Source organism: Butyricimonas sp. Marseille-P2440 (assembly GCF_900091675.1).
GTDB lineage: Bacteria > Bacteroidota > Bacteroidia > Bacteroidales > Marinifilaceae > Butyricimonas > Butyricimonas synergistica.
On the sequence record NZ_LT594609.1, the window covers coordinates 190,992 to 214,643 of the forward strand.

At 46.0% G+C, this 23,652-nt stretch carries 21 protein-coding genes and 2 riboswitches; of the genes, 13 read left to right on the forward strand and 8 right to left on the reverse strand.

Annotation, left to right across the window (positions count from 1 at the left end):
* The first annotated feature begins 15 nt into the window (after positions 1 to 15).
* The 9 genes from BN8899_RS06830 to BN8899_RS06870 all read left to right on the forward strand — a co-directional run bounded on the left by BN8899_RS06830 (position 16) and on the right by BN8899_RS06870 (position 12,015).
* The gene (locus BN8899_RS06830; RefSeq protein ID WP_065218854.1) at positions 16 to 1,485 is read left to right on the forward strand and encodes a RagB/SusD family nutrient uptake outer membrane protein; all 1,470 of its coding nucleotides are present in this window, start codon (positions 16 to 18) and stop codon (positions 1,483 to 1,485) included.
* 23 nt (positions 1,486 to 1,508) lie between these two features.
* The gene (locus BN8899_RS06835; protein ID WP_065218855.1) at positions 1,509 to 2,291 is read left to right on the forward strand and encodes a DUF4843 domain-containing protein; all 783 of its coding nucleotides are present in this window, start codon (positions 1,509 to 1,511) and stop codon (positions 2,289 to 2,291) included.
* A 23-nt stretch (positions 2,292 to 2,314) separates the two neighbouring features.
* Positions 2,315 to 3,802 (forward strand): PKD-like family lipoprotein, encoded by a 1,488-nt coding sequence (locus BN8899_RS06840; protein ID WP_065218856.1) that lies wholly within the window; start codon positions 2,315 to 2,317, stop codon positions 3,800 to 3,802.
* Between the two features lie 21 nt (positions 3,803 to 3,823).
* On the forward strand, positions 3,824 to 5,173 hold the full coding sequence (locus BN8899_RS21120) for a TlpA family protein disulfide reductase (RefSeq protein ID WP_065218857.1): 1,350 nt from the start codon (positions 3,824 to 3,826) through the stop codon (positions 5,171 to 5,173).
* A 4-nt stretch (positions 5,174 to 5,177) separates the two neighbouring features.
* Positions 5,178 to 6,281: a thioredoxin family protein gene (locus tag BN8899_RS06850; protein ID WP_065218858.1), complete on the forward strand. Its 1,104-nt coding sequence runs from the start codon at positions 5,178 to 5,180 to the stop codon at positions 6,279 to 6,281.
* Between the two features lie 142 nt (positions 6,282 to 6,423).
* Positions 6,424 to 6,632: riboswitch (cobalamin riboswitch) on the forward strand.
* Between the two features lie 164 nt (positions 6,633 to 6,796).
* Entirely contained in the window at positions 6,797 to 7,759 is a 963-nt protein-coding gene (locus BN8899_RS06855; protein ID WP_065218859.1) for a PKD domain-containing protein, read from the forward strand.
* A gap of 336 nt (positions 7,760 to 8,095) precedes the next feature.
* A riboswitch (cobalamin riboswitch) is annotated at positions 8,096 to 8,281 on the forward strand.
* Positions 8,282 to 8,377: 96 nt separating this feature from the next.
* Positions 8,378 to 10,519, forward strand: coding sequence for a ribonucleoside triphosphate reductase (locus BN8899_RS06860; protein ID WP_018339188.1), 2,142 nt, complete (start codon positions 8,378 to 8,380; stop codon positions 10,517 to 10,519).
* Positions 10,510 to 11,136 carry an anaerobic ribonucleoside-triphosphate reductase activating protein gene (locus BN8899_RS06865; RefSeq protein ID WP_065218860.1) on the forward strand — a complete coding sequence of 209 codons (627 nt, stop codon included), beginning with the start codon at positions 10,510 to 10,512 and terminating at the stop codon, positions 11,134 to 11,136. The genes BN8899_RS06860 and BN8899_RS06865 overlap by 10 nt, the downstream gene beginning before the upstream one ends.
* A gap of 45 nt (positions 11,137 to 11,181) precedes the next feature.
* Entirely contained in the window at positions 11,182 to 12,015 is an 834-nt protein-coding gene (locus tag BN8899_RS06870; protein WP_018339186.1) for an ABC transporter substrate-binding protein, read from the forward strand.
* Here BN8899_RS06870 and BN8899_RS06875 read toward each other — a convergent pair.
* A complete protein-coding gene (locus tag BN8899_RS06875) occupies positions 12,003 to 12,671 on the reverse strand; it encodes a potassium channel family protein (RefSeq protein ID WP_065218861.1) in 669 nt (222 codons plus the stop codon). The two genes, BN8899_RS06870 and BN8899_RS06875, sit on opposite strands and share 13 nt — an antisense overlap.
* A gap of 25 nt (positions 12,672 to 12,696) precedes the next feature.
* Positions 12,697 to 14,511, reverse strand: a complete 1,815-nt coding sequence (locus BN8899_RS06880; RefSeq protein ID WP_065218862.1) for a TrkH family potassium uptake protein — start codon at positions 14,509 to 14,511, stop codon at positions 12,697 to 12,699.
* A gap of 159 nt (positions 14,512 to 14,670) precedes the next feature.
* On the opposite strand from BN8899_RS06880, the gene BN8899_RS06885 reads away from it, so the two are divergent.
* Entirely contained in the window at positions 14,671 to 15,687 is a 1,017-nt protein-coding gene (locus tag BN8899_RS06885) for a FecCD family ABC transporter permease (RefSeq protein WP_065218863.1), read from the forward strand.
* Position 15,688: 1 nt separating this feature from the next.
* Entirely contained in the window at positions 15,689 to 16,507 is an 819-nt protein-coding gene (locus BN8899_RS06890) for an ABC transporter ATP-binding protein (RefSeq protein WP_018339182.1), read from the forward strand.
* Positions 16,508 to 16,512: 5 nt separating this feature from the next.
* Here BN8899_RS06890 and BN8899_RS06895 read toward each other — a convergent pair whose 3' ends face one another.
* Positions 16,513 to 16,881 (reverse strand): DMT family protein, encoded by a 369-nt coding sequence (locus tag BN8899_RS06895; protein ID WP_065218864.1) that lies wholly within the window; start codon positions 16,879 to 16,881, stop codon positions 16,513 to 16,515.
* 106 nt (positions 16,882 to 16,987) lie between these two features.
* On the opposite strand from BN8899_RS06895, the gene BN8899_RS06900 reads away from it, so the two are divergent.
* Entirely contained in the window at positions 16,988 to 17,824 is an 837-nt protein-coding gene (locus BN8899_RS06900) for an AAA family ATPase (RefSeq protein ID WP_065219421.1), read from the forward strand.
* 182 nt (positions 17,825 to 18,006) lie between these two features.
* Positions 18,007 to 18,900, forward strand: a complete 894-nt coding sequence (locus tag BN8899_RS06905; RefSeq protein ID WP_065218865.1) for a DUF4435 domain-containing protein — start codon at positions 18,007 to 18,009, stop codon at positions 18,898 to 18,900.
* On the opposite strand, the gene BN8899_RS06910 is transcribed toward BN8899_RS06905, so the two are convergent.
* From BN8899_RS06910 to BN8899_RS06935, 5 genes are all read right to left on the reverse strand, one after another.
* A complete protein-coding gene (locus BN8899_RS06910) occupies positions 18,901 to 20,196 on the reverse strand; it encodes a carboxypeptidase-like regulatory domain-containing protein (protein WP_065218866.1) in 1,296 nt (431 codons plus the stop codon).
* Positions 20,183 to 20,761 (reverse strand): RNA polymerase sigma factor, encoded by a 579-nt coding sequence (locus tag BN8899_RS06915; protein ID WP_082986999.1) that lies wholly within the window; start codon positions 20,759 to 20,761, stop codon positions 20,183 to 20,185. The genes BN8899_RS06910 and BN8899_RS06915 overlap by 14 nt, the downstream gene beginning before the upstream one ends.
* A 378-nt stretch (positions 20,762 to 21,139) precedes the next feature.
* Positions 21,140 to 21,829: a DUF3298 and DUF4163 domain-containing protein gene (locus BN8899_RS06925; RefSeq protein WP_082986944.1), complete on the reverse strand. Its 690-nt coding sequence runs from the start codon at positions 21,827 to 21,829 to the stop codon at positions 21,140 to 21,142.
* A 69-nt stretch (positions 21,830 to 21,898) separates the two neighbouring features.
* Entirely contained in the window at positions 21,899 to 23,194 is a 1,296-nt protein-coding gene (locus BN8899_RS06930; RefSeq protein WP_065218870.1) for a thioredoxin family protein, read from the reverse strand.
* Positions 23,194 to 23,628, reverse strand: coding sequence for a hypothetical protein (locus BN8899_RS06935; RefSeq protein ID WP_065218871.1), 435 nt, complete (start codon positions 23,626 to 23,628; stop codon positions 23,194 to 23,196). The genes BN8899_RS06930 and BN8899_RS06935 overlap by 1 nt, the downstream gene beginning before the upstream one ends.
* Positions 23,629 to 23,652 lie beyond the last annotated feature (24 nt).

A 23,652-nucleotide genomic window follows, 5' to 3' on the forward strand; every position in this document is an offset into this window, starting at 1 on the left:
TAAAGAAACGGTTTTATGAAAAGAAAAATCATTATCCCTATACTCGCGGGTTTCCTGTTCGCCTCCTGCAATTCGTGGTTAGACATCAAGCCCAAACTGGAGATCGACCGGGAAGAAATCTACAGCACGGAAAACGGGTTCAAAGATGCCCTTGCCGGTTGCTATGCCAATCTGAAACACGATGACTTGTATGGCAAGACCCTGACATACGATGCGCTGGAATACATGGCGCAACATTGGGAGGCACCCGAAGGAGCGATGAGTGCATTCCGTAAATTCAATTACGAAGATGAACATGTCAAGTCCATTTTCAAGAACGTCTATAACAAAATGTACAACACGATTGCCCAGGCAAATGACCTGTTGCGCTATCTCGACGAACAGGGCGGAGATGTCATCGCCACCCAAGAGACCTTCAACCGCTTGAAGGGTGAAGCACTTGCCACGCGGGCATTCTGCCATTTCGAACTGTTACGCCTGTTCGGCCAGGTACCCCTGGAGAACGCAACGATACGGGTGGCACTGCCCTACGCTGAAATCGCCTCGGAAGAACAGGTGCCCGCCTACGATTACACCACATACATTGAAAAGCTGGCGCAGGATTTCACGAATGCCGAAGCGCTATTGAGCATATCGGACCCGCTGACGGAGTACACCTACGCCGAATTGGACGACCCCATCAAACTGTGGGAGAACAACCGCGACGACAAAGGGTTCCGCCGGTTGAAATTCAACTATTGGGCGGTAAAGGCATTGCAGGCACGGTTCTACCTCTATATCGGGGACAAGCAGCTGGCTTACCTGTATGCCTCCGAAGTCATCAACGCCACGGTGCACGGCGAGCCGGTGATTGCCCTCTCGCTTGCCGACGATTTCACCAACAAGGCATACACGTTGCCTTCGGAAACCCTGTTGGCTTTCCATGTCTACAATTTGGATAAAAAAGTCGAAAGTACGTTTGAGGGAATCAATGCCATTTCAGCAGCGGAGTCGAGACAAAAGATGATTACAGATGTATTCTTTAATGAAACCTTCGACAACCGCCTGCAACTCTTCGAGGAACAGAGCGTGGTCGGCAGTTCCACCCGGAAAGTGATATTGAAAAAGTACTGGCAGGATGACTCGGGGCTGGGCTTGGAAGGCAATCGCTCCGTAACTGCCTCGGACAATTATGTCACCATGCAGATGGTGCCCGCGGTGCGGTTGGCAGAGATGTACCTCATCGCGGCAGAGACTGCCACCAACTTGCAGGAGAGCAACCGGCTCATGCGGGAATACAAGGGAAGCCGCAACCTGAACCATACGGATTACACCTCGCTCGCCGAACGTGAAAGTGATATCATGAACCAATACCACCGCGAGTTCTGGGGCGAAGGGCAGATGTTCTTTACCTACAAACGTAAAATGACAGAGAAGATGCTATGGGGCGTCGTACCTGCTCAAGAAAAAAATTACGTGGTACCGCTTCCTGACGGAGAATTTTAATTGGAAAAAAAAGATTCAGAGCTATGAAACATCAAATCATTTTATTATTGGGAATCCTATTTTTGGCAGGATGCCACGATTCGTCGGAACTCTATAATTACCCGACCAACAAAATCGGCTTTCTGCTAAAGGAAAATGTGAATAAAGATATTACCAAAACCTTTATCTACGACCATTCTTCTGTCGACCGCGACACCATTTACCTCGAGATGCGCACGATGGGATTCGTGACCTCGTATGACCGCCGGGTACTGTTTGAACAGGCGGATGCCCTTCCCGAAGCGGGCAGCGGCATCGCCAATGCCGTGCCCGGGGTGCATTACGTTCCTTTCGATTCGCCGGAATACGAACTGTTTTCCGTGGTACCTGCCGGTAGCGCGATAGCGAACATTCCGGTTATTCTCCTGCGCGATCCCTCGCTCGCCCACGGGCGGGTTGCCTTGCGGGTCCGTCTCGTCGATACCGAAGAGTTCGTGGCGATAAACCCGGAAGCCAGCGTGAAGACCATCTACTTTTCCGATATGCTGGAGAAACCCGAAACGTGGGATGGTTTAGGTTTTGTAAATTTTTTCGGACAATGGGGAGAGGTCAAATACCGTTTTATGCTGGACAACAGCACAGAGTTATGGGATGATGCTTTCATCGAAACATTGATGAATGACTATCCATATTTACAATTCTGGCAAACCCGGTTGAACAACCTGTTGGACGAAGAGAACGCCCGCCGAGAAGCCAACGGTGAGGGTCCCCTGCGGGAAGCCCCGAAAGACGGAGCCCTCGAGGGTATATTAGTACGTTTCCCATAAATCAAACAAACATTTGAAAGACTATGAAAAAGTATTTTTATATATTATTCCTGCTTGTCTTCTCATTGGAAGCCTGCTATGAAGACAAGGGAAATTACGACTACAACCCGATCCCCCCAATCGAGATGGAAGGAATCGAGCCGGAATACCCGGTTTACAGTATGCTCGACCAATTGCAAATCAGCCCGCAATTCCCGAACAAGGAGAATTACAATTTCATGTGGACCCTGTTTTCCACTACCCTCGCACAGGCACCGGTTGACACCATCTCATTCGACCCGGATTTGGATTACAAGGTTACCGAAGGGGCGGACACCTACACGTTGACCCTATGCGTGGAGCACAAACAGAACGGCGACAAACAATTTTTCAGCACGAAAGTGATTGTCCGTACGCAATATACTACCGGGTGCTATATCCTAAAAGAGATAGACGGAGAAACGGAAATCGATTTGGTGAACCCGGAAAAGGAATTGCTCGCGGATATCTTGAAAAACACGAGCAGCCGGATTACAGGCGCACCGCAATCGCTCCTGATCTGTCCCGACATCAACTATATCGATGAAAACGGAAAACCTCAAGAACGGGTCAGAACCGTCTGGATCTGTTCGGACAAAGATACCCGCATGCTGACGCTCGAACACATGGCTCCCGTGTACGACCTCAACACGATGTTCTACGAAGAAAAAACCGACGAACAACCCCGCTGTTTTGTAAAAAACAACACAAGTCTGTCTTATCTGTCCAACAACGGGTTTTATTGGAATTATTTACTGATACCAACCGCCGCGCATAAATTCGGTTTGCCTATGCGGGTTTCCAATGCTCCCGCAGACGAACCGATCAGTTGCAGTTGTAATAAACACGTGATATGTGGTTCTGGCTATTACATGTTTTACGATGAGGCGAACTCCCGCTTTCTCATCAACTCGAACGGGGTCTTGAAATGCTTCGATAATAAAGACAAGACCAACGCACCGACCTCGGAATTACTGACACCCAACAACATGAGCAGCAATTTGATTTATATGGGAAAAAGCGGGACCAACGGGTACGCTCTGATGAAGGACCGGACCACGGGCAAGTTGCTCCTCTACAAGATGGAAATAGCAGAATACGACAAATGGGACGGAAGATTTTTCTCCCCGCTTTTGGAAGCCAAGGAGATTGCGTCCGACAAGAAAATCACCTCGGCAGAGATATACGGGAACAATATGGCTTTCCCGTATATCTATTACGCCATCGGAAATAGGTTGAACCTGCTCGACTACAATTCTCTTGACGAATCGGAGGACATCCTGCCCGGTCTGGAAGGTAGGATCACGATGATCAAACATTTCACCAATACCTTGCCTTTCGGCAGTGCCAGGGAATATCTGGTAATTGCCACGGAAGAAGGAGGACATTATAAACTCTATTTCCACGAAATGCTTGCCGGGAGACCGGATTTGTCCAAGGAACCGATCGTGATCGAGGGAGAGGGACGCCCCGTACAAATAGAAGTTGTATAATTTTTAAATAAATCACTATTCATGAGAACATTTATTTTTGCATTGACATTTTTAATTTTTGGTATCGGGGCTGTACACGCCAAGAACGATATCCCGCTCCTGATCGAAGGGAAGATGGAAGTGAAGTACGTGAACGAAGCCGGGTTGTACCGTTCGATAGACGGATTCTGGGAACTGGTCGCCACTACCAAACTGGATGACGGAAAATTCTGCTTTGCCGTGGATGCGCCCCAGACGGAATTGTTTGCCATCGGGGTAACGCAAAATACCGCCACCAAGGATAAGGCGATATTCTGCGGGAAAAACGGAGAGCGTATCCGATTAAATATAACGAAACAAGTGGGAAATTACACGTTAGAAGGGAACGTATCCCCGAACAACCGCATTCTGGAAGCTTGGGAACGGGAGTATCAACGTGTACTCCCCGACAACGATGTCAACAACACGTTCCGGGAATTGTATCCCCAGGTGGATGATTTCCTGAAAACCTCGAAAGCGTATGCCGCAAAGGTCAAGAGCAAGGATACGGAGTTTGATGCTTTCTTGAAATTGTTCATTGAAACACAAGCTTTATATGGAATTTGCTACTTCCATTTCCTGCCGAGTTTGGCAGCCCCCAGCAAGGAAGAACGGCTTCCCCTGCTTAAGACCATCGGGGACGAACTGAAATTCGATTCACCCTTGTATGCCCGGATGCCGTTTTGCAGCCTTTTCCTCACGATTTTAAAAGTGAATCAAACGGTTGTGAATGGCAACCAATTTAATCTCGACCAAGCTGCCGATGCGGTGAAAGCCACCTATTTCTTGTCACAGATGAAAATGGATGCTTACCGGACGTATGACGATTTCCTGAAAGATTACGAACAATACGGCAAGTTTGTCACGGAAAAATCACAACTGGCAAAGATTGATGCTTACAAGGAAAAGAACGGCTACATGGGTGCTGGTCAACCGGCAATCGACTTCACCTATCCCGACATTGACGGGAAGATGGTATCCTTGAGTGATTTCAAGGGCAAGGTGGTCGTGGTGGACGTTTGGGCAACGTGGTGCGGACCGTGCAAGAAAGAGATCCCTCACTTGAAAAAACTGGAAAAAGAGATGGAAGGACGGGATGACATCGTGTTCCTTGCCGTTTCCGTTGATAAGGCAAAAGATAAAAACGCATGGAAAGAGATGATTAAATCCGAACAAATGGGGGGAATTCATCTTTTCGCCAACGGCTTCTCCGCCATCGCCGAAAGTTACCAGATCACGGCAATTCCCCGATTCATGGTTTTCGACAAACGCGGGAACATCGTATCGACCAATGCCCCAAGGCCCTCGGATCCTCAATTAAAAACGATAATATTAAACGAACTAAAAAAATGATAATATGAGAAGTTTCTTATTGGTATGTACATTGTTGTTTATGAGTTGTGTCGCCCTGCGGGCTCAAAATGGAGCTATCCCGGATGACCTTTTCTTCAAAGGCTCGCTTAACGAGGCAATCGCAAAAGGAAAAGCCGAAAACAAGCGGGTAATGGTGATGTGTTCCGCCACTTTTTGCGGTCCCTGCAAGCAATTGGAACGGGACGTGTACCCCACCCCGGAGTTCCGGGAACTGCGGGACAAGAACAACCTGATCATGATTTATTATCATGACCTGGATAAAAATGACCCGGACGGTATCCATCCGAGATTCAAGATTGCCGCCTATCCCTGCTTTATCGTGCTGGACACGGATGGGAATGAAATGGTGCGGATTGCCGGCTGTGCTTCAAGTTTGAAGACATTCTGCGACAAAATGAACGGTATCCTCCAACCGGAAAACACGTTCGAGGCACGCAAGAAGCAATTGCAAGAGGATCCCTCCTGCGCTTTCGAGTATATCCAATTTTTACGGGAAGCTTTCCTGAGAAAAGAACTGGAAGAAACCATGTATAAACTCTTGGAACAAGGTCCGCTCGAGGACTATTTCACCGAACGCTGGTGGAAATCCTATTACGACTATGTCACGTTCATTGACTGCGGGGTGTTCCGGTATATGGTCGATCACCCGAAGGAGGTGATTGCCGTCATTGGAAAAAAGAAATACGATGAGTTCATGTACAACCGTATCAATAAAATGATAAGCAATCGCACCACCGGTTCCCATAAAAAATACGGGGAAGTCCGGCAGATCGTGCAATTCATTGATGCCCACCCCCAATTTGCCACCCCGCTGAGCCGTTTCTTCAAAGAAAATATCGATGTGGCGGAGAGTAAAGACGGAGAAAAATTATTCGAGAATACATTACTCTGGATAAAAAAAGCAGACACGGAAACCCGTGGCATCATATCGCAAGTAGGAATCTCGAATTTCGATTTCAACCAACCCAAGAAAGTAGCCCCGTATATCATCAAGATGATGAAACAATGCTTGAAATACGAGAAAGACCCGAAAGCAAAAGAAATGTACGAGAAGACCGCAGAATCTTATTCCAGATATCTTGATTGATCGTGAATAAAAATACTGCATTCCCCGAAAGTCATTTCCCGACTTTCGGGGATTTTTTTGTACCGGTAAAAACTGCCTTAGACTTCGCAATTAAATATAAAAAAATATTTGATTATTTAACATCATTTCTTTACTTTTGCCAAGAATAATGGAAGCAAGTGGTGTCCCGCTTCGCGAATCGCGTATCGGGATGAAAAGGGAATCAGGTGTAAGTCCTGAACAGAATCCCCTGCTGTAAGTTTCACGATACTTCCCGGACATACTTTATCCACTGTCCCTCGCACGAGGGACGGGAAGGAAGCCCGGAGAAGGAAACAAGTCAGAAGACCTGCCATATGCTAATATGTTTCATGTTCAAGGGGAAGGAGAACATAAACGCCAGTACCGTTTACATATCGATATTTGACGATCATCTTTTCCGGCAAACAGAAATGTTTGTGTCCACGTGGGATACATGGATATGAATTAATTATTGCGTTTTTTAATATATAAAATTAATTCAAAATTAAACAATTATGAAGAAGTTGTATTTCTTTTTTATCGTGTGGGGATTGATGATCTCGTTATTTAGCGCATGTAGTGATGACAAGGAGCAAGAGCCCCCTCACATTCCTACCCTACCGGAAGTTTCCATCATTAACGTGAGCGGAATCACTACTTGCCTTCCGAAAGAAACCGTCGAATTGAAAGCAAGGCTGCTTGATCCCACGGACGTTGCCCTTCTTTGGACACTCGAAGGAGAACAAGTTTCCACCGACACTGTTTATAAATTCACTCCCGAAGATTTCGGAGAATACCGGATCATCCTCACGGCAACCAATTCCGTGGGTTCCGATGCCGACACATTGACAATCAACGTATCTGACGGTCAATTCCGTTTCGCCAACATAAAAAACTGGACAGGAGAAGGTGAAAACCGCTCTGCTCTCGCAATTCAATGGATCACCGGTACCAATATGCTGGAACCTACAGATGACGAAGTTTTCTTTCTCGCATGGGGATATCGCTGGGAAAAAGGGACAGAACCTCTAGGTATCGATATGTTGCGGGCGATCGCGAAAGCAGATCCCCGCCTCTATATTGCTCAATCGGGCAGTTATATTATCGGTTTTGGCTATGATGGAAACAATGACGGAAAAATTGAAGTAAGTAACGGGAACTTGACAATCTCTCAAGACAACTTTGTTGACGGCTTCTATGAACTTTCATCTCAAGACTTTGATAATTTGAAACCCGTTGATCCGGAAGATTATTGGTTAGGAGGGCTATACCAAGCTTATCCCACTTATTGGCTAGGACAGGGCAACGTAGTTCCGGAGTCCGAAGAATTCGACTATTCCAACTTTTTCGTGATCTATCGTTCTTTGGAAGACCTTTCTTGGGATGCATGGACTCTGTCCCCCATTGACTATGAGGAGATGAGGAACACTCTACCCATTCCCCGTCTATTGCAAGCGGCAGAACCCAACAAAAAATAGTCATAGACTATCATTCTGAAAAAATCCGATTGCTAATCAAATCCAAGCAATCGGGTTTTACTTTTTAAAAGGAGCGTACTATGTTGTCAAGTATCTCGTAACCCTATAAAGTATTCATAGCCAAAGACCGGACGAAATAATCAACTCTATTCAAAAATTCATTCATTCACATTTGGCCATAAATTTTCCGAATTCAAAAAGACAACAAAACACATCCATCCAAAAAGTTATCCAATTTTTGTTACAACAAATTATAATTCATCACATTAACAATACATACATTTCAAGGAAATTATTTTATTTGAAAACTGCTATTGAAATACAATTATTTTATCATACATTTGCCATGCATTCGGTTCACTCCGGTGACGAACAGGGAAGCAGGTGAAAATCCCGCACTATACCCGTAGCTGTAAGCTCTATTCAACGCTTGAATCAATAATCCACTGTCACGCTGTCGATGGGAAGGAGATTCAAAAGCGAGAGTAAGTCAGAAGACCTGCCGATTGCAAATAAATTGGAGCTTTCGGGTGAAAAGCGAAAAAGACAATTCTCTGCCATACACGATCCTTTCTCGTGTTTTCCCCGAAGTATTTTTTAATTATTAAAATTTTAATCATGGAAACATCAACCACGTTCTCAAGAATCGTGAAACGCAACGGGGAAATTTGCGATTTCAAACCGGAAAAGATTGAACAAGCCATTTTCAAGGCAACGAGAGCTATCGGACAGCCCGATCGTAAAACAGCACGGGAATTGTGTCATAAAGTCGTGCAAATCCTTGAAGCGAACACCCCAGAGCGGGAGCTTCCGCACGTGGAACAAGTCCAGGACACGGTGGAACTCGTTCTGTTCCAACACGGCGACCTGCAATTGATGAAAACATACCTGCTCTACCGCAAGCAACACGAGCAGATACGCAACTCGAAGACGCTGCTGACAAATATAGAAGTCATGGATAATTACCTGTCATTGAGCGATTGGAGAGTGAAAGAGAGCGCCAATTCCTCGTACTCGCTGCAAGGACTGAATCAACATATAGCGACGCAAATCACGTCCAATTACTGGTTGAGCCAACTCTACCCGGAACGTATCTCGGAAGCGCATAAAAGCGGGGCTTTGCATATCCACGACTTGGGATTCCTGAGTGTTTATTGCGTAGGCTGGGATCTGAAAGACTTGCTGACGGTCGGATTCCGGGGGGTAGAGGGAAAAGCACAGAGTAGCCCGGCAAAACACCTTCGCACGGCTCTCGGGCAGATCGTGAACTTTTTCTACACCATGCAGGGCGAAGCCGCCGGGGCTCAAGCGTTCTCGAACTTCGACACGTTCCTCGCTCCTTATATCCGCTACGACAATTTGAATTACAAGCAAGTGAAACAATGCTTGCAGGAATTTCTATTCAACCTGAACGTGCCGACCCGGGTCGGGTTCCAAACACCTTTTACCAATATCACGATGGATTTGACTGTACCCGATTTTCTGAAAGACGAACATATCGTGCACGGCGGTGAAGTGAAAGAAGAAGTGTACGGGGATTTCCAAGCCGAAATGACGATGCTCAACAAAGCATTCGCCGAGGTGATGAGCGAAGGCGATGCTTCCGGCAGCCTGTTCTCGTTCCCCATCCCGACGTACAATATTACCCCGGACTTTGAATGGAACAACCCGGATTACGAGGGCATCTGGGAGATGACAGCAAAATACGGCATTCCCTATTTCTCCAATTTCGTGAATTCCGACATGAAGCCGGACGACGTGCGCAGTATGTGCTGCCGCCTCCGGCTGGACAAACGGGAGTTAATGAAACGAGGCGGAGGATTGTTTGCCGCCAACCCGCTGACGGGTTCCGTGGGAGTGGTAACCATCAACCTGCCCCGGCTGGGATATGAAGCCGCGTCGGAAGAGAATTTTTTCCAACGCTTGCGCCATTTGATGGAGATCAGCAAGGAAAGCCTGGAAATCAAACGCAAAGTGATTGAACGTTATACCGAGAAAGGACTGTACCCTTATTCCAAATATTATTTACGCTATATCAGGGAACGCTACGGTTGTTTCTGGAAAAACCACTTCTCCACGATTGGCATCAACGGCATGAACGAGTGTTGCATGAATTTTCTCGGGGTACCCATTTCACACCCGGACGGGATGGAGTTCGCCCAAAAGGTGATGCACTTCATGCGGGATATATTGACGCAATTCCAAGATGAAACGGGAAATATATACAATCTTGAAGCAACCCCGGCAGAGAGTACTTCTTATCGTTTCGCCCTGCTCGACACTGCCGAATATCCCGATATTATCGTTGCGAACCACGAGCAATACAAGCAAGGCGCACAACCTTACTATACCAATTCCACGCATCTGCCCGTGAACTTCACGGATGACCTGTACGAGGCTCTTGACCAACAAGACAAGTTGCAAACGCTGTACACGGGTGGAACCGTTTTCCACGTGTTTACCGGGGAGCAGCAGACCTCCGCGCAAGCGGCGAAAAACATGGTTCGCAAGGTGACGTCTACTTTCCGATTGCCTTATATCACGCTCTCGCCGTCATTCAGCATATGCCCCTCGCATGGCTATATCGCGGGAGAACATTTCAAATGTCCGCATTGCGGGGCATCCTCCGAGGTGTACAGCCGGATTGTAGGTTACATGCGTCCCGTAAGCCAATGGAACAACGGGAAACGAGCCGAGTTCAATGATCGGAAACTGTTTGACAAGAGCGTCCAGAAAAAAGAAAGCGTATTATGCGAATAGGAGGATTCGTCAAACAAAGCCTGATTGACTGGGAAGGGAAAGTTACCGCAGTGATATTCACGAAAGGATGCAATTTCCGTTGCGGGTACTGCCACAACCCATCTCTTGTACTGCCGGAATTACTCCGGCAGACACAGGACATGAAGGAAGAGGACGTATTCGGCTTCCTCAACAAACGGCGGGATTGGCTCGACGGGGTGGTCATATCCGGGGGAGAACCGACGTTGCACGAAGACCTGCTCCCGTTTATCCAAAAAATAAAAGCCCTCGGGTTACCCGTGAAACTCGACACGAACGGGTCGAACTCGGAGGTTTTGCAACAATTGATCGCCGGACAGTGGATAGATGCCGTGGCTATGGATATCAAATCCTCACTCTCGCTTCCCGGTTACCGAAAGGTAAATTACACGATGACTGCCTCGTTGCTGGAAAAGATACAAGAATCTATCCGGATTATCAAAACCTCCGGACTGGAATACCAATTCCGGACGACGGTTATCCCACGAGTGCAAAGCCCCGAAGAAATACAAAGCTTACAAAAAGAATTCTCGGGTTCACACTACGTCATTCAAGAGTTCCGGGACGGGGATATTCTGGATAAACACATACACGAATAAACTAAATAATATTACTTTTACACCCTCATTTTATATATCAAGATCATGCAGAAGTTCATTTTATTATTCATATTACTTATCACGGCAATCACCGGATACTCGCAAAAGCATAAACGTATCGTATCGCTTGCCGCCTCCATCACGCAAAACCTGTACCTTTTGGGAGCAAACGAAGACATCGTGGGCTGTACCCGCTTTTGCATCACGGAACCGACGGATTCTATCCCGGTCGTGGCTGACGCGGTGAGCGTGAACATGGAAAAGATCGTGGCACTGCAACCGGACATCGTGCTCGCCAGCGGATTGACTCCCCCGAAAGTACTCGAGGGATTCGAGCGCATGGGTATAAAAACCAAACGCCTGAACCAACCCAAAAACTTCGAGGAGATATGCCAGCAATTTATCACCCTGGGTGAGATATCGGGCAAAGCTGACAAGGCGGAAGCTACCGTGAAGGAATGCAAAGCACGACTCGAAAACCTGAAAAAAGGAATCAATTTCAACAATCCTCCCAAAGTATTCATGGAGATCGGTTGTGACCCGCTATTCTCGGCATTACCCGGCTCGTTCATGCACGACTATATCCAACAAACCGGAGGGGTAAACATCGCACAAGACCTTGACAATGCCATGGTATCCAAAGAATTCGTTCTTCTCCAAAACCCAGACATCATTTTTGTCGTGGGCATGGGCATCGTGGGCGAAAACGAGATCACCAAATGGAAAGAGATCAAAAGCCTCAATGCCGTGAAGAATAATAAAATATTTCCGTTGGATCAATATATTTGCAGCCCCACGCCTGTCACGTTCGTGGAGACGGTGGAAGAGTTGATTCAATTGATGAAGCAGGAAATAACGCCTACCCCCTATACTATCTGAACCCCGAGTTTACGGAAATTCTTCGGCTGTCCGAAAAATACGAGGACATCCTTTTCCGTGAACACGAGGTCGGCAGGGGGATTATCCACGACTAAAGCTTTACCGGCTTTAGGATCATAGCGTTTTAAGGCAATCAATTTCAAGCCGAACTCTTCCTCAAATTTGGCATTTTCCAATTTTCTCCCCAAGAAAGTAGAATGTACTTCCCACTCGATAACCAGATGGTCGTCATCCACCACGTAGGAATCAACTGTAGTTCCCAATTCTACTTTCGTGGCAAAGAAATCGGCATATTCCCACTCGGGATTTATCACTTCCGTGATCCCCATGGATTGCAAGATCACCTTGTGCACGGGCGAGATGGAACGGGCAACGATACGTTTCACGCCAAATTGTTTCAACAAGGCTATCACGAATAACGAGGTCCCGAAATCCTTCCCGAACACGACGAACACGACATCCACGTCCAATAAAGGCAAGGTCTGCAATGCCTGCGCATTCTTCACATCCAATGCCACCGTGTTCGTGATCGCCTCCTTGTACAAATTTATCTTACTGATATCCGAGTCAACGCCTAATACCTCGTTGCCCCTTTTCGTCAACCGCTGCGATAACGCAACCCCGAAATTTCCTAATCCAAATACAATGCACTTCATAAGAATTGAAAATTGAGAATTAAAATTAGAGTATTACCGTGTCGTCCGGGTAAGTATACAATTTTGCTTCCTGACGACGGATGAAACAAGCCAAGAGGGTCAACAGACCGACACGACCGACGAACATCGTGAAAACAACAACAAGTTTCCCGGCGACACTCATGGTCGGGGTCAGATTCAGCGTCAATCCAACCGTACCTAACGCGGATATAATCTCAAAAGCAGCCTGCGTGATGGTTGCCGTCGGTTCTAACAAAATAATAGCGAATGTGCCTAAAATGATCCAGAGCACGGAAAGCACGATCACCGAATGTGCCCGGTTCACGTTCTCCCGGGTCAATTGCCGATGGGCTACCACCACCCGGTCGTTACCCGTGAGGTTCGCCCAGATATTTTTCAACGCGATCACGAAGGTCGTGACCTTGATACCGCCACCCGTGGACATAGGCGCCGCACCAATCCACATCAACACCATGGTCAGGAAAATGGTGGACGGGTGCAGAATAGACATATCCACGTTGTTGAATCCCGCAGTACGGGGAGTCACCGCCCCCATGAACGAAGTCACGAACTTTCCCGTCACGGACATTCCTTCCAAGGCGTTGTGGTCTTCGAATATCCAGAATAAACCCGTCCCCACGACCAGCAATACCAACGTCGTGGGTAACACGATGCGGGTCGTCGTACTCACGATACGGGGTTCATGGACAACCTTGTACCCCATTCCCAGCATACATTTCACCCTGTTCCGGATACCGTAATGCAGCAATCTCCCGTAATTGAACAAGATTGGGAAACCGATACCCCCGAAAATAATCAGGAAAGCCAGGATCACCTGCAATCCATACAGATGGCGTATCAACGGGTCGTAAAGATTGCCGGGCAACGTGGAGAAGCCCGCATTACAGAATGCCGAGATACCATGGAACAAAGCGAAAAACGTTTTATTCCCGATGTCCGCCACATTCTGTACCTGCAAATATACCAAATACACACCGATGCCCTCGATAATAAAGGTTGTCAACACGATGTACACGACTGTCCGGAAAATATCTCTCAAGGAAGCCTCGTTCAGAAGATTTTTCATCATCAACTGGTCATGAAAAGAAGTACCGCTTAAAAAGGACATGGCGAAAAAACTCGTGAAGGTCATCACCCCGATCCCCCCGACCTGAATCAAGAATAACAGGACGACTTGCCCCATCAAAGTAAACGTGGTGCCCGTGTCCACAACCGTCAACCCCGTCACACATACGGCACTCGTCGACGTGAAAAGCGCATCCGTGAAACTAATGCCCTCGTAAGTGGCATTGGGCAACCTCAACAATACCGATCCTAACAAGATAATGAACAAGAAACTTCCGGCAAAAAGGACTTCCGTTTTCACCCGGCTTCGCAAGACGACGAATATTTGCTTCGAGAGCTGGATGATGCTTAACAGCAACACCACCCCGTAAGTCAATATCCGCTCCACCTTGAAGAGTAGCGGACTGATCGCCCCGGAATCCGGCTTGTCAAAATGCCTCGAGAATAAGGTCAAGGCAAACAGGAAAAGCAACGCCAATACCTCTATCCAGAAACCTTTCTCCGCTCGCAACAGCTTAAAATTAAACAGGAAACGAAGCAAACCCAGCGCCAGGAAAAGATGCATGATCTCCCGGAAAGTATAGTATATCTCGTGGGAATACGTGTCGGGCATCCTAAACCCGAAGCGATAAATCACCAGAATGATCGCCAGAAATGAAGCCAAAAACAATAATACGTTGCTCACCACTTCCACCAAGTGCTTGAGCGACTTGTAAATCTTTCTTACCCTATATTGAAATTCCACCGAGAGCATAACATCTTTTTTTAGTTTTTAACGTCAATCCCCGCATGAAGTTACAGAAAAGTACCAAAAACTCGTTCCACTGGACGAATACAAGAATAACTTTCAAGTTTAATGAATATTTCGCATCTTTGTACCGGAAACCGCTATATCTTAACAAATAAATTTCCCATGCAAGGAAAATATTACAAATGGATTGTCTTTCTGGCTTTTTTGCTACTGTTGCTCGCAGGAAGTATCATTGCCGGACTTTGCTTCGGGGAGATTCGTTTTTCCATACAAGATCTTTTTCAGCTTTGGAACGGCGATCCGGATGATGTTCGTTTAAATATCCTGCGCCAATTAAGAATCCCCCGCATCATACTCGGATTCATTGTCGGCGGGGCATTAAGCCTGTCGGGAGTTATCTTGCAAGGAATATTCCGCAACCCGCTCGTAGAGCCCTACACCCTAGGAATATCGGGAGGGGCATCCGTGGGGGTCACCGCGGCAATCGTGATGTCATTGCATACCCTATACGGCAGTCTGATACTTCCTATTGCCGGATTCATCGGGGCACTCGTGACGATCGTTCTTGTCTACACGCTCGGGATACGGCGGGGCAAAGTACGCATCCACAATCTTTTGCTGACAGGAGTGATGATTAGTTTTATCTCCTCCTCGCTCATGTTGCTCATCATGTCCATCACGAAAAGCGAGAATCTGCACGGCATCGTATTCTGGATCATGGGTTCCCTGAACGAAACCGCCCCGGCTCTCATCACCCTGATTTCCACGACCAGCCTCGTCGTTCTATGTCTGGCATTTTTCTACACACCAACCTTGAACGCCATGCGCCTAGGGTCGGAAAAGGCGATTCAACTGGGGATTAATGCCAACCGAGCTATCAAAATACTATTTTTGCTCAGTTCGCTGCTCACAGGAATCTGTGTTTCCATCGTCGGGGTTATCGGTTTCGTGGGATTGATTATCCCACAATTGATGCGCTTTATCATTGGTTCCGACTACCGGATATTGCTACCGAGTTCCTTTATCGGGGGAGGCATTTTCCTGATCCTGTCCGATATATTCGCCCGAACGATTATTGCCCCCAATGAACTTCCGATCGGGGTTATTACCGGCATCATCGGCGGCATCATTTTTATCCTTGTCATGAGTAATACCCGAACGGAAAAAACGATAGCATGATATGGAAAACGCGATAGAAATAAAAAACCTCCGGTGCGGCTACGGTCACAAATTCACAATACACGATATCTCGTTCAACGTCCAACGGGGTAAGCTGACGTCTATTATCGGTCCCAACGGGGCGGGCAAAACGACCCTGTTCCGTGCCATCACCGGGATGTTGCCCGTGCTAGAAGGCTCCATACGCATAAACGACAACGACGCAACCCGCATGACGCACAAGGCGAGGGCAAGGCAAATTGCCATTGTCAACCAAACCGTGGAAGCAGATTTCATTTCCATTGAAGATTACGTGCTCATGGGACGCCTGCCATACCATGCCCCGCTACAACTTTTCGAAAGCAGCGAGGACTATGCCATTGCCGAGAAAAATATGCGACTGACAGGGATATGGGAGAAACGGAAAAAACTCATGAACCAACTTAGCGGTGGCGAACAACAACTGGCAGCCATCGCCCGGGCACTTACCCAACAAACGGAAATACTCCTGCTTGACGAACCGACTTCCCATCTTGACATATCGCACCAAATGAGGATTCTTAACCTCGTGCAACTCCTAAACCGGGAAAAGAACCTTACTGTGTTGCTGATTATCCATGACCTCAACCTCGCCAGCGAGTTCAGCGACCAGTTAATCATGCTCAAAGAGGGAAGCATCCACACCGCCGGGACCCCGGAAGAAGTGCTTACTTACGAGAATATTGAAAGCGTGTATGACACTTTAGTCCTAACCCAAAGCAACCCGCTCTCCGGCAAACCATGCGTGTTTCCCGTGTCGGAGAAGCATCACCTTCACCTAAGAAAAAGTCCTGACCTGTAAAAACTTTATTTCATAAAAACAAAGTACACGGCAAGTACCAAACAGACACAAGCAGCCAAGTGATTCCATTGGAATGTCACCCCTTTGAAGAAAAGGAGCGAAAAAATGATAAAAATAACCAAGGTGATTACTTCTTGAATAACTTTCAATTGCATCAAAGAAAAAGGTCCCCCGTTACCGATGAATCCCAAGCGATTAGCCGGCACCTGCGCACAGTACTCGAAGAGAGCGATACTCCACGAGAAAAGAATTACACCGAAAAGGGGCCAGCCGTCTATCCACTTCATTTCCTGCAATTTCAAGTGCCCATACCAGGCAAATGTCATAAAGATGTTGGAAACAATCAATAACAATATCGCGTAAATTCCCTGCATACGATCAAATATTAATCCATGAAATGATTTTCTAAAACCGACACAAAAGTATAAAATTTATTACCTTTGTTGATAACGATTGGGACAAACTTTAAGTACCGGAATCATGAAAGCAAATAAAATCCAAAAAATAGAGATTCGCAATATATGGGGAAAGTATAGTTTCCGATGGGAGAATCTGAATCCAGACGTGAATATCCTGACAGGTATTAACGGTAGCGGTAAAACGACGTTCTTCAATATTATCGACGCCTTGTTGTCTGCCGATGTCAAACGGTTGAAACTGTATAATATCGAGGCGGAAGTCACGATTGACGGGAATGATACTATTTTCCGCAAAGAGAGTTCCGTTGCCTCTGTCAGGCAAAAGCTATCGGGAGTAAATTACCTGAAGATAAGCACATTCGACGTACCTATCCGGGATCGTCGGAAAATGGGCAAGGAAGACAGTCCCTTGTTGAGCGAATTGAAAGAGATCGTGTACAGCGTGGGTGAGAATAACAATTCTTTCTCCGACTATCGCCTCCGAGCCACGAATTTCCCTGACCAGGCAGAAAAGATCAACCGCCGTATCCGGAATTTCTACGACACGGTAAACCACCTGTTCGCGGGCACCGGGAAAACGATAGAAATAGACCCGATGACGAATCAACTGATCTTCCGGGATGGCAACGAGATGATCCACTTGTACAAACTCTCTTCCGGGGAAAAACAATTGCTGATTATCCTGCTCCGGGTTTTCCTTATGGATGAACAACCGTACATCCTCCTCATGGACGAACCGGAAATATCGTTGCACATCGAGTGGCAATACCGTCTTTTTGAAGAAATTCAAAAACTGAACCCACATTGCCAGATCATCACGTCCACGCACTCTCCAAGCCTTTTCGGTGACGGATGGGGTGACAAACTTGTGTTTATCGAAGACTTATTAATTCCATGATCCAACTAATTTTAGATTTATGATTTTAGATTTCAGATTGAAAATTATCACCTCCCCTCCTTCCATGTATTGGAGGAAAGAGCCGATCTGAATCTTTTATTTTCAATTCTCAATTTTCAATTGTTATGCTTCGCCCTCCCGTATCAAAAGAAAAATATTACTACCACGCTGCCAAACGATTTATGATGGATGCACAATTGTTGCGTTGCCGTGCTGCCATACACGTGGAAGATAAAGACGATATTGTGTTTTGGAGTACCGTTCTAAAACACTTCCGCCCTAACGACCGATTCCATTTTATTGCCGGCTCCCGGAACGAGAGAGGACATGAAACGAAAGGCGTCACGCAATGCTTGAAATACGTCAAATACCTGAACCCGAAGTTTTTCATCTGCATAGACAGTGACTACCGCTACCTGTTGCAAGAAAGAGGAATAGATATTGAACATTACATTTTTCAAACATATACCTACTCGTTCGAGAATCATCATTGTTACGAGGAAGGATTAAACGATTTATGTCGCCGGATCACGACGCTACCTAATCATTGCTTTGATTTCAAACGATTCTTGAAGGACTACTCGAACATCGTGTATGAATTATTCTTGTGGCATCTCTATTTTCTCGTTGCCGACCCGAAACGTTTTTCGATAGCGGAATTCAACGAGTTAGCCTCATTCGAATGGCAACGCCGACCCGACATCCGGCAAAACGGGCGCAAGGAATTAAACATTCTGAAAAATAAGGTAGACCGGAAGCTGGCACAATTACGCAGAGCCTATCCCAAAGCAGATCTTTCTATCCTGGAAGAGAAGTACAAAGAAATGGGATTAACACCCGACACGACTTATCTTTTCATCCGGGGACATAACGTGTATGATATGGTGTACGCCCTAAACCGGGAGGTATGTAAAAAAGTCCTGCGGGAAGCGAAAGATTCGTCCATGGGCGGACGTCCCCGAGTAAATCTATTCGGCTATCGTAACAGTATCGACGACCAGCTAAAGAAAAACATCCGCTTTGGAGCTTACCCTGCCATTCTGAAAATAGAGGAAGATGTCGGAAAACTATTTTAATTACTTTTTCGGTTTTTCCACTTCAAGTACAGCCCGGACTTTCTGCTTATCTTTATCCTGGATGGTGAAATAAACCTTCACGTGTATCCGTTCTCCGGCAGGAGTATTTTCCCATTTCGGTCCTTCCGCCAATAAACGGATCATTTCTTTATTGCTTTCCTTGGAGAATCCGTCTTTTATGCGGATACTACTCGGTACTTTTTTCTTGTTCAGGACAAATGACACTTGTATAACACCGGTGTGATTTGCTTCCAGATCTGTTTTTGGGAACCGCAACGCTTTTCCCATGTACCAGTTAAACCGTGCCACATCATCCAACGAATCAGGCATGGAAGACACCACGGCACTCGCCCCTTGAATCCGCATCTTAACCATTCCGGTATCCGCGGAAACCGTCGCCAACCTCACCTTCAAGTCCTCCCCCTCTCCCCGGTCTGCAACGATGATACCTCCGGAAGCTGTTGCGGACTTCATCTTCAAACCCTTCTCCTTTCCCAAACCGGTAACGACGACATCATCAACTCCTGCCTGAGCCTTCAATTTAACGTTCAGATGACTACCAGCGGTCACCTCAAATCCTTGAGTCTCCATCCCGATAAAAGAAAAAGTCATGTGGGCTTTTTCCTTCAATATATCCATTCGGAAACGCCCCTCCCGATCTGTACATCCCCCAATAGAAGTCCCGGAGATCATAATCGTAACTCCCGGAATCGGTTCATTCTTTTCGTCGGTCACGATTCCCTCCACTACATTCGTTTGCATATTTGCCTCGGCAGAGGAATCATTCACTTGTACTTCCGCAACATCGGCAGACATAACAACAGCTTTTTCCTGTTTATTCTCCACCGTCGATCTTTGCATTTTAACTTGTTCTTCCTCGGGGTGACAATCTTTCAATGTATCTTTTTCTAACAAATCTACACGTTCCCCATTGCTCAAAACCAACGTTCCCGCCGACCGCATATTCCCCGGGGACAACTGAGCCATATCCGTTTGGAATCCCGCCTTCTCATCTTGTACCTGCAAAAGCCAAATTGTCCCACATATAGCTAAAACTAAAAAAGAAGCAGCCACATACAACCACCCCCAGCTTTTTTTCCTGGAGGAACGCACCCGTGCTTCCAGATGACGCTCCAATCGGATCAACCCGTCAATCGGGTCGCTTGGGGTTGTCGTCAACCCTTCCAGAGCCTCGTACAGAAACGGATCAGACAAAGCCTCCCGCTCCAGCTTATGGGCAGGCTTCCCTTTCCGGTTGCCCCGCAGGTAATCTTTTATGTCATCATTCCGCTTCATACGAATTTATTCCTTTACGTTCCAAACACAATTTCAAATTACGTTTCCCATTCTGGATAAAACTTTTTACCATCTTCATGGAAAAACCAGTCCGTTCTTCCACTTCCTTGTACGACAGTTCCTGCAAGAAAAAATGGTTCACGCTGATACGTTGCTTTTCGGGAAGAGCCTCGATACATTCCCTCAGCGCTTTTTCCCGCTCCTCATCTTCTCCTGCAATAGTAAGATGAATATCATCGCAAAATTCCATAAAAGAATCGTCCAAAGAAACAGATAAATTTCTATTTCGCTTCCGAAGTTCCATCAAACAGTAATTCCGGACACAAGTGTAGAGCCATGCTTTAAAAGATTTGATGTCGCTTCCCTTCACCTTCACGATCAACTCCTCGAATAACTGCATAACAGCATCTTGAGCATCCTCCGGTCGTTTCAAGTATTTCAACGCAACACCGTATACAAGCGGCATATACCTTTTGTATACCTCCACGAGATACACCAATTCGCCCCTTGCACAATACTTTCGCAAAAGTTCTTCATCCGTTCTATATTCCTGTTTCCGACTCACGTTCAAACATTATATTTCTATTCGAGATGCTTCTCTTCAAATTTATTGTTATAAATAACTCTCGCTTTCATTACAAAATTACAAATAATTTCACAAGCGGGACAAAACGGGTAATTAAATTTTACCCGAAAAACTTTTCCAATTATTTTGCCGAGTTGAAGCCGAGGAAAGAAAGAAGTCAAGATACTTATTTGTACCGACATTTACACGATATTTAAGCAACACTTATTCCCATGATTATTGTATAAGTGCAGTATAAATGTTGTACTGGAGTTGTTGCCTGAAATCTGCCTGAAATTTTCTCATCTTCAACGAAAAAATTGCCTCTGCACGACCACAAGAACCGAACAAAGGCAATCATATTTCTCCAGATCGCGATTACTTCACCAATAAATTCTCCTTCAATTCCATACGGGGAACTGTCACCTCCACGGCACCACAAGCATACGCCCCAAGGACGTATTGCTCGTACATAAAATACAATGATTCGGCGTCAAAATTAATAGCATTCACCACTTCCAATGTCGGCTCTTCCGTGAAACATCCCTCCGGATTCTTGAAATTAGCCTTCAACAACGTGTTGATCTGCGCAGCATTGGCATAATTCAAAATTTCCTTGTTCGTCAGCAATTTTTGATTCTTCACGTCATAGTTGAATGCATGATACACCGTCATTCCATGCGCACCACCCGTGAAAGTAGAAACCCTTAGACGCACGCTGACAAATTGATCGGTAGCCATAAACACGCTATCGTCAATCCATAAGCCGTACTTCCAGTTTGGACGTTCAGCCGGATTATCCGCAAATGTTTGGAATAATTCCGTGGCATCCGCCCGCAGGCTATCCCTCAAGTCATTTACTAACTTTTCGATTTTGCCGTTCAATACCATACAACTCTTGTTGATTGCCTCATCAGCAGCAGAGAAAACCGAACGATTAATCCGCATCTCGTACTCTTCCGAGGTCACTTCCGAGTGTTCCTGTTTCACGTTCAGATCCTGAACCTTAGGCTGGCATCCCACGAACGCAAGAGCTAGCCCCATTACCATAATTAGTGTACTTTTCATAGTGTGTTTTGTTTTTTTGTGTAACAACAAATTTATGAATTAAAACATTATCCTAATCTCAAAACACAACTATTTTTTCTGCAAATCCAATGCCGCCAACTTTCTCTTGATTGTCATCTGAACGGCTTGTTGAGTCCTCTTCTGCTCCAACTGCATGGACTCCATGAATGCCTGATTGTAGCATTTTTTAGCTTCATCGTATTTCTCCAATTCCCGATTGGCATCTCCCAATAAAACGATCATATTCAACTTATTCATCAGGGCAATATTCGGATATTGCAAAGCTTTAACAATCATATCGGCTGCTTTTTGATGCAATCCCGTTGAAATTTTTCCACTTGTGCCCACGTAAAGATTTTGCACGACATTGCCATAATCCGTATCATTTACCTGATCCCCCAATTCTTTAAGGTATTTTTCCTGCAACTCCATATACGCCTCTCCATCCTTTTTATAGTAAATCAAATACTCTCCGTCGTACATATATTTAATACGGTCATACGGACTCACGTTACGTTCCGGCATCAAGTCATAGGCAGCTTTCATATCCCCCCTCACCCGTTCCACGTATTTCTCGTACTCCTTCTTACCGGAACGAGCCAAACGAGAAGTCATTTTATTGTTATACTCCAATAAATAAGCACCGGCGTATTTCCCGACATTCTCTATATACTCGTCCAAATGGGCTATCATTTTTTCCAGGAACGGATCTTCTTTCCCATCCATTTTATGGAAAGTGCGAACAATTTTAAAGTCATCTTTATTGATTAACTCTTCGATCGGTTTCGTGGTAATATACTTCTTGTACAAATCTTCCACGCGAGTAACCCATTTCTGCTTATCCACGGGCTTTTCCAACACACTCACGAAACCAGGTGCCCGTACAAGCACCTGCTGCAATAACTTCATATCCTTGGAATTTGCCTTATACTTGGCATACAACGCTTCAAAACTCAACTCCTCGCCAGCAACAATCCGACCTTCCATAATAAAATCCTCCACGCTCATTGCTCCGGAAACCGAAGAAACCAATTTCCCGTCCGGTTGTAAATATACCAGCGTCGGCAAGGAAGTTATCTTATATTTCTTCACATGAGCCTTGTTGTCAACATCTTCCGTATTTACCTTCACGCAAATAAACTTCTCGTTGTAATACGTCCCAACCTCGGGTTTCGTGAATACATTCTGAGCCAATTGCTTGCAAGGTCCACACCAATCCGCGTAAAAATCAACAAAAACCAACTTCTTCTCTTCCTTAGCTCGTTCAAACGTCTCATCCAAAGTACCCGAAAAGAACTCTATTCCCTGACCGAAAATATTTCCTCCCATCAGGAGCCATACCACAATTATAATCAACGCTTTCATTATTTCTCTCTCACTATAAATTTATAAATATCCTCTAAGTTCACACTATAATCCTCATTGTACACTTGTAACGTCACCACGTAACGCCCGACAGGCAACTCCGTGTAAAGAGGCAGCTCCATCATTCCTCCCCCGCGGACTTTAAATTCTTTTTTGAAAATAGCTTCCGCTTCAGCAGAGGCAGCTTTTACACTCACCAAACGATAGCGCAACGGTGCGGTGCCCAACACTCCTTGTATGTTCTCCGTCAACCAGGGGATCTCTTTCTCGATTCGCTTTTTATCATCCGCATTCTTGATATCCAACTCCTTGCGAATAATCAACGAGTCGGTACCGTAAGCCGCGTTATCCGCTTTCAAATAACCAATTTTCGTGTCATGGCATCCCACCAAGAAAAGGATGCACAAATACATCATAGCATATAATTGTTTCATTTCATTCTAATTTTCATCATTTCA

Excerpts from the sequence above, each read along its gene's own strand:
- BN8899_RS06830 (WP_065218854.1), top strand. The coding sequence starts at position 16 with ATGAAAAGAAAAATCATTATCCCTATACTCGCGGGTTTCCTGTTCGCC.
- BN8899_RS06835 (WP_065218855.1), top strand. The coding sequence starts at position 1,509 with ATGAAACATCAAATCATTTTATTATTGGGAATCCTATTTTTGGCAGGA.
- BN8899_RS06840 (WP_065218856.1), top strand. The coding sequence starts at position 2,315 with ATGAAAAAGTATTTTTATATATTATTCCTGCTTGTCTTCTCATTGGAA.
- BN8899_RS21120 (WP_065218857.1), top strand. The coding sequence starts at position 3,824 with ATGAGAACATTTATTTTTGCATTGACATTTTTAATTTTTGGTATCGGG.
- BN8899_RS06850 (WP_065218858.1), top strand. The coding sequence starts at position 5,178 with ATGAGAAGTTTCTTATTGGTATGTACATTGTTGTTTATGAGTTGTGTC.
- BN8899_RS06855 (WP_065218859.1), top strand. The coding sequence starts at position 6,797 with ATGAAGAAGTTGTATTTCTTTTTTATCGTGTGGGGATTGATGATCTCG.
- BN8899_RS06860 (WP_018339188.1), top strand. The coding sequence starts at position 8,378 with ATGGAAACATCAACCACGTTCTCAAGAATCGTGAAACGCAACGGGGAA.
- BN8899_RS06865 (WP_065218860.1), top strand. The coding sequence starts at position 10,510 with ATGCGAATAGGAGGATTCGTCAAACAAAGCCTGATTGACTGGGAAGGG.
- BN8899_RS06870 (WP_018339186.1), top strand. The coding sequence starts at position 11,182 with ATGCAGAAGTTCATTTTATTATTCATATTACTTATCACGGCAATCACC.
- BN8899_RS06875 (WP_065218861.1), bottom strand. The coding sequence starts at position 12,671 with ATGAAGTGCATTGTATTTGGATTAGGAAATTTCGGGGTTGCGTTATCG.
- BN8899_RS06880 (WP_065218862.1), bottom strand. The coding sequence starts at position 14,511 with ATGCTCTCGGTGGAATTTCAATATAGGGTAAGAAAGATTTACAAGTCG.
- BN8899_RS06885 (WP_065218863.1), top strand. The coding sequence starts at position 14,671 with ATGCAAGGAAAATATTACAAATGGATTGTCTTTCTGGCTTTTTTGCTA.
- BN8899_RS06890 (WP_018339182.1), top strand. The coding sequence starts at position 15,689 with ATGGAAAACGCGATAGAAATAAAAAACCTCCGGTGCGGCTACGGTCAC.
- BN8899_RS06895 (WP_065218864.1), bottom strand. The coding sequence starts at position 16,881 with ATGCAGGGAATTTACGCGATATTGTTATTGATTGTTTCCAACATCTTT.
- BN8899_RS06900 (WP_065219421.1), top strand. The coding sequence starts at position 16,988 with ATGAAAGCAAATAAAATCCAAAAAATAGAGATTCGCAATATATGGGGA.
- BN8899_RS06905 (WP_065218865.1), top strand. The coding sequence starts at position 18,007 with ATGATGGATGCACAATTGTTGCGTTGCCGTGCTGCCATACACGTGGAA.
- BN8899_RS06910 (WP_065218866.1), bottom strand. The coding sequence starts at position 20,196 with ATGAAGCGGAATGATGACATAAAAGATTACCTGCGGGGCAACCGGAAA.
- BN8899_RS06925 (WP_082986944.1), bottom strand. The coding sequence starts at position 21,829 with ATGAAAAGTACACTAATTATGGTAATGGGGCTAGCTCTTGCGTTCGTG.
- BN8899_RS06930 (WP_065218870.1), bottom strand. The coding sequence starts at position 23,194 with ATGAAAGCGTTGATTATAATTGTGGTATGGCTCCTGATGGGAGGAAAT.
- BN8899_RS06935 (WP_065218871.1), bottom strand. The coding sequence starts at position 23,628 with ATGAAACAATTATATGCTATGATGTATTTGTGCATCCTTTTCTTGGTG.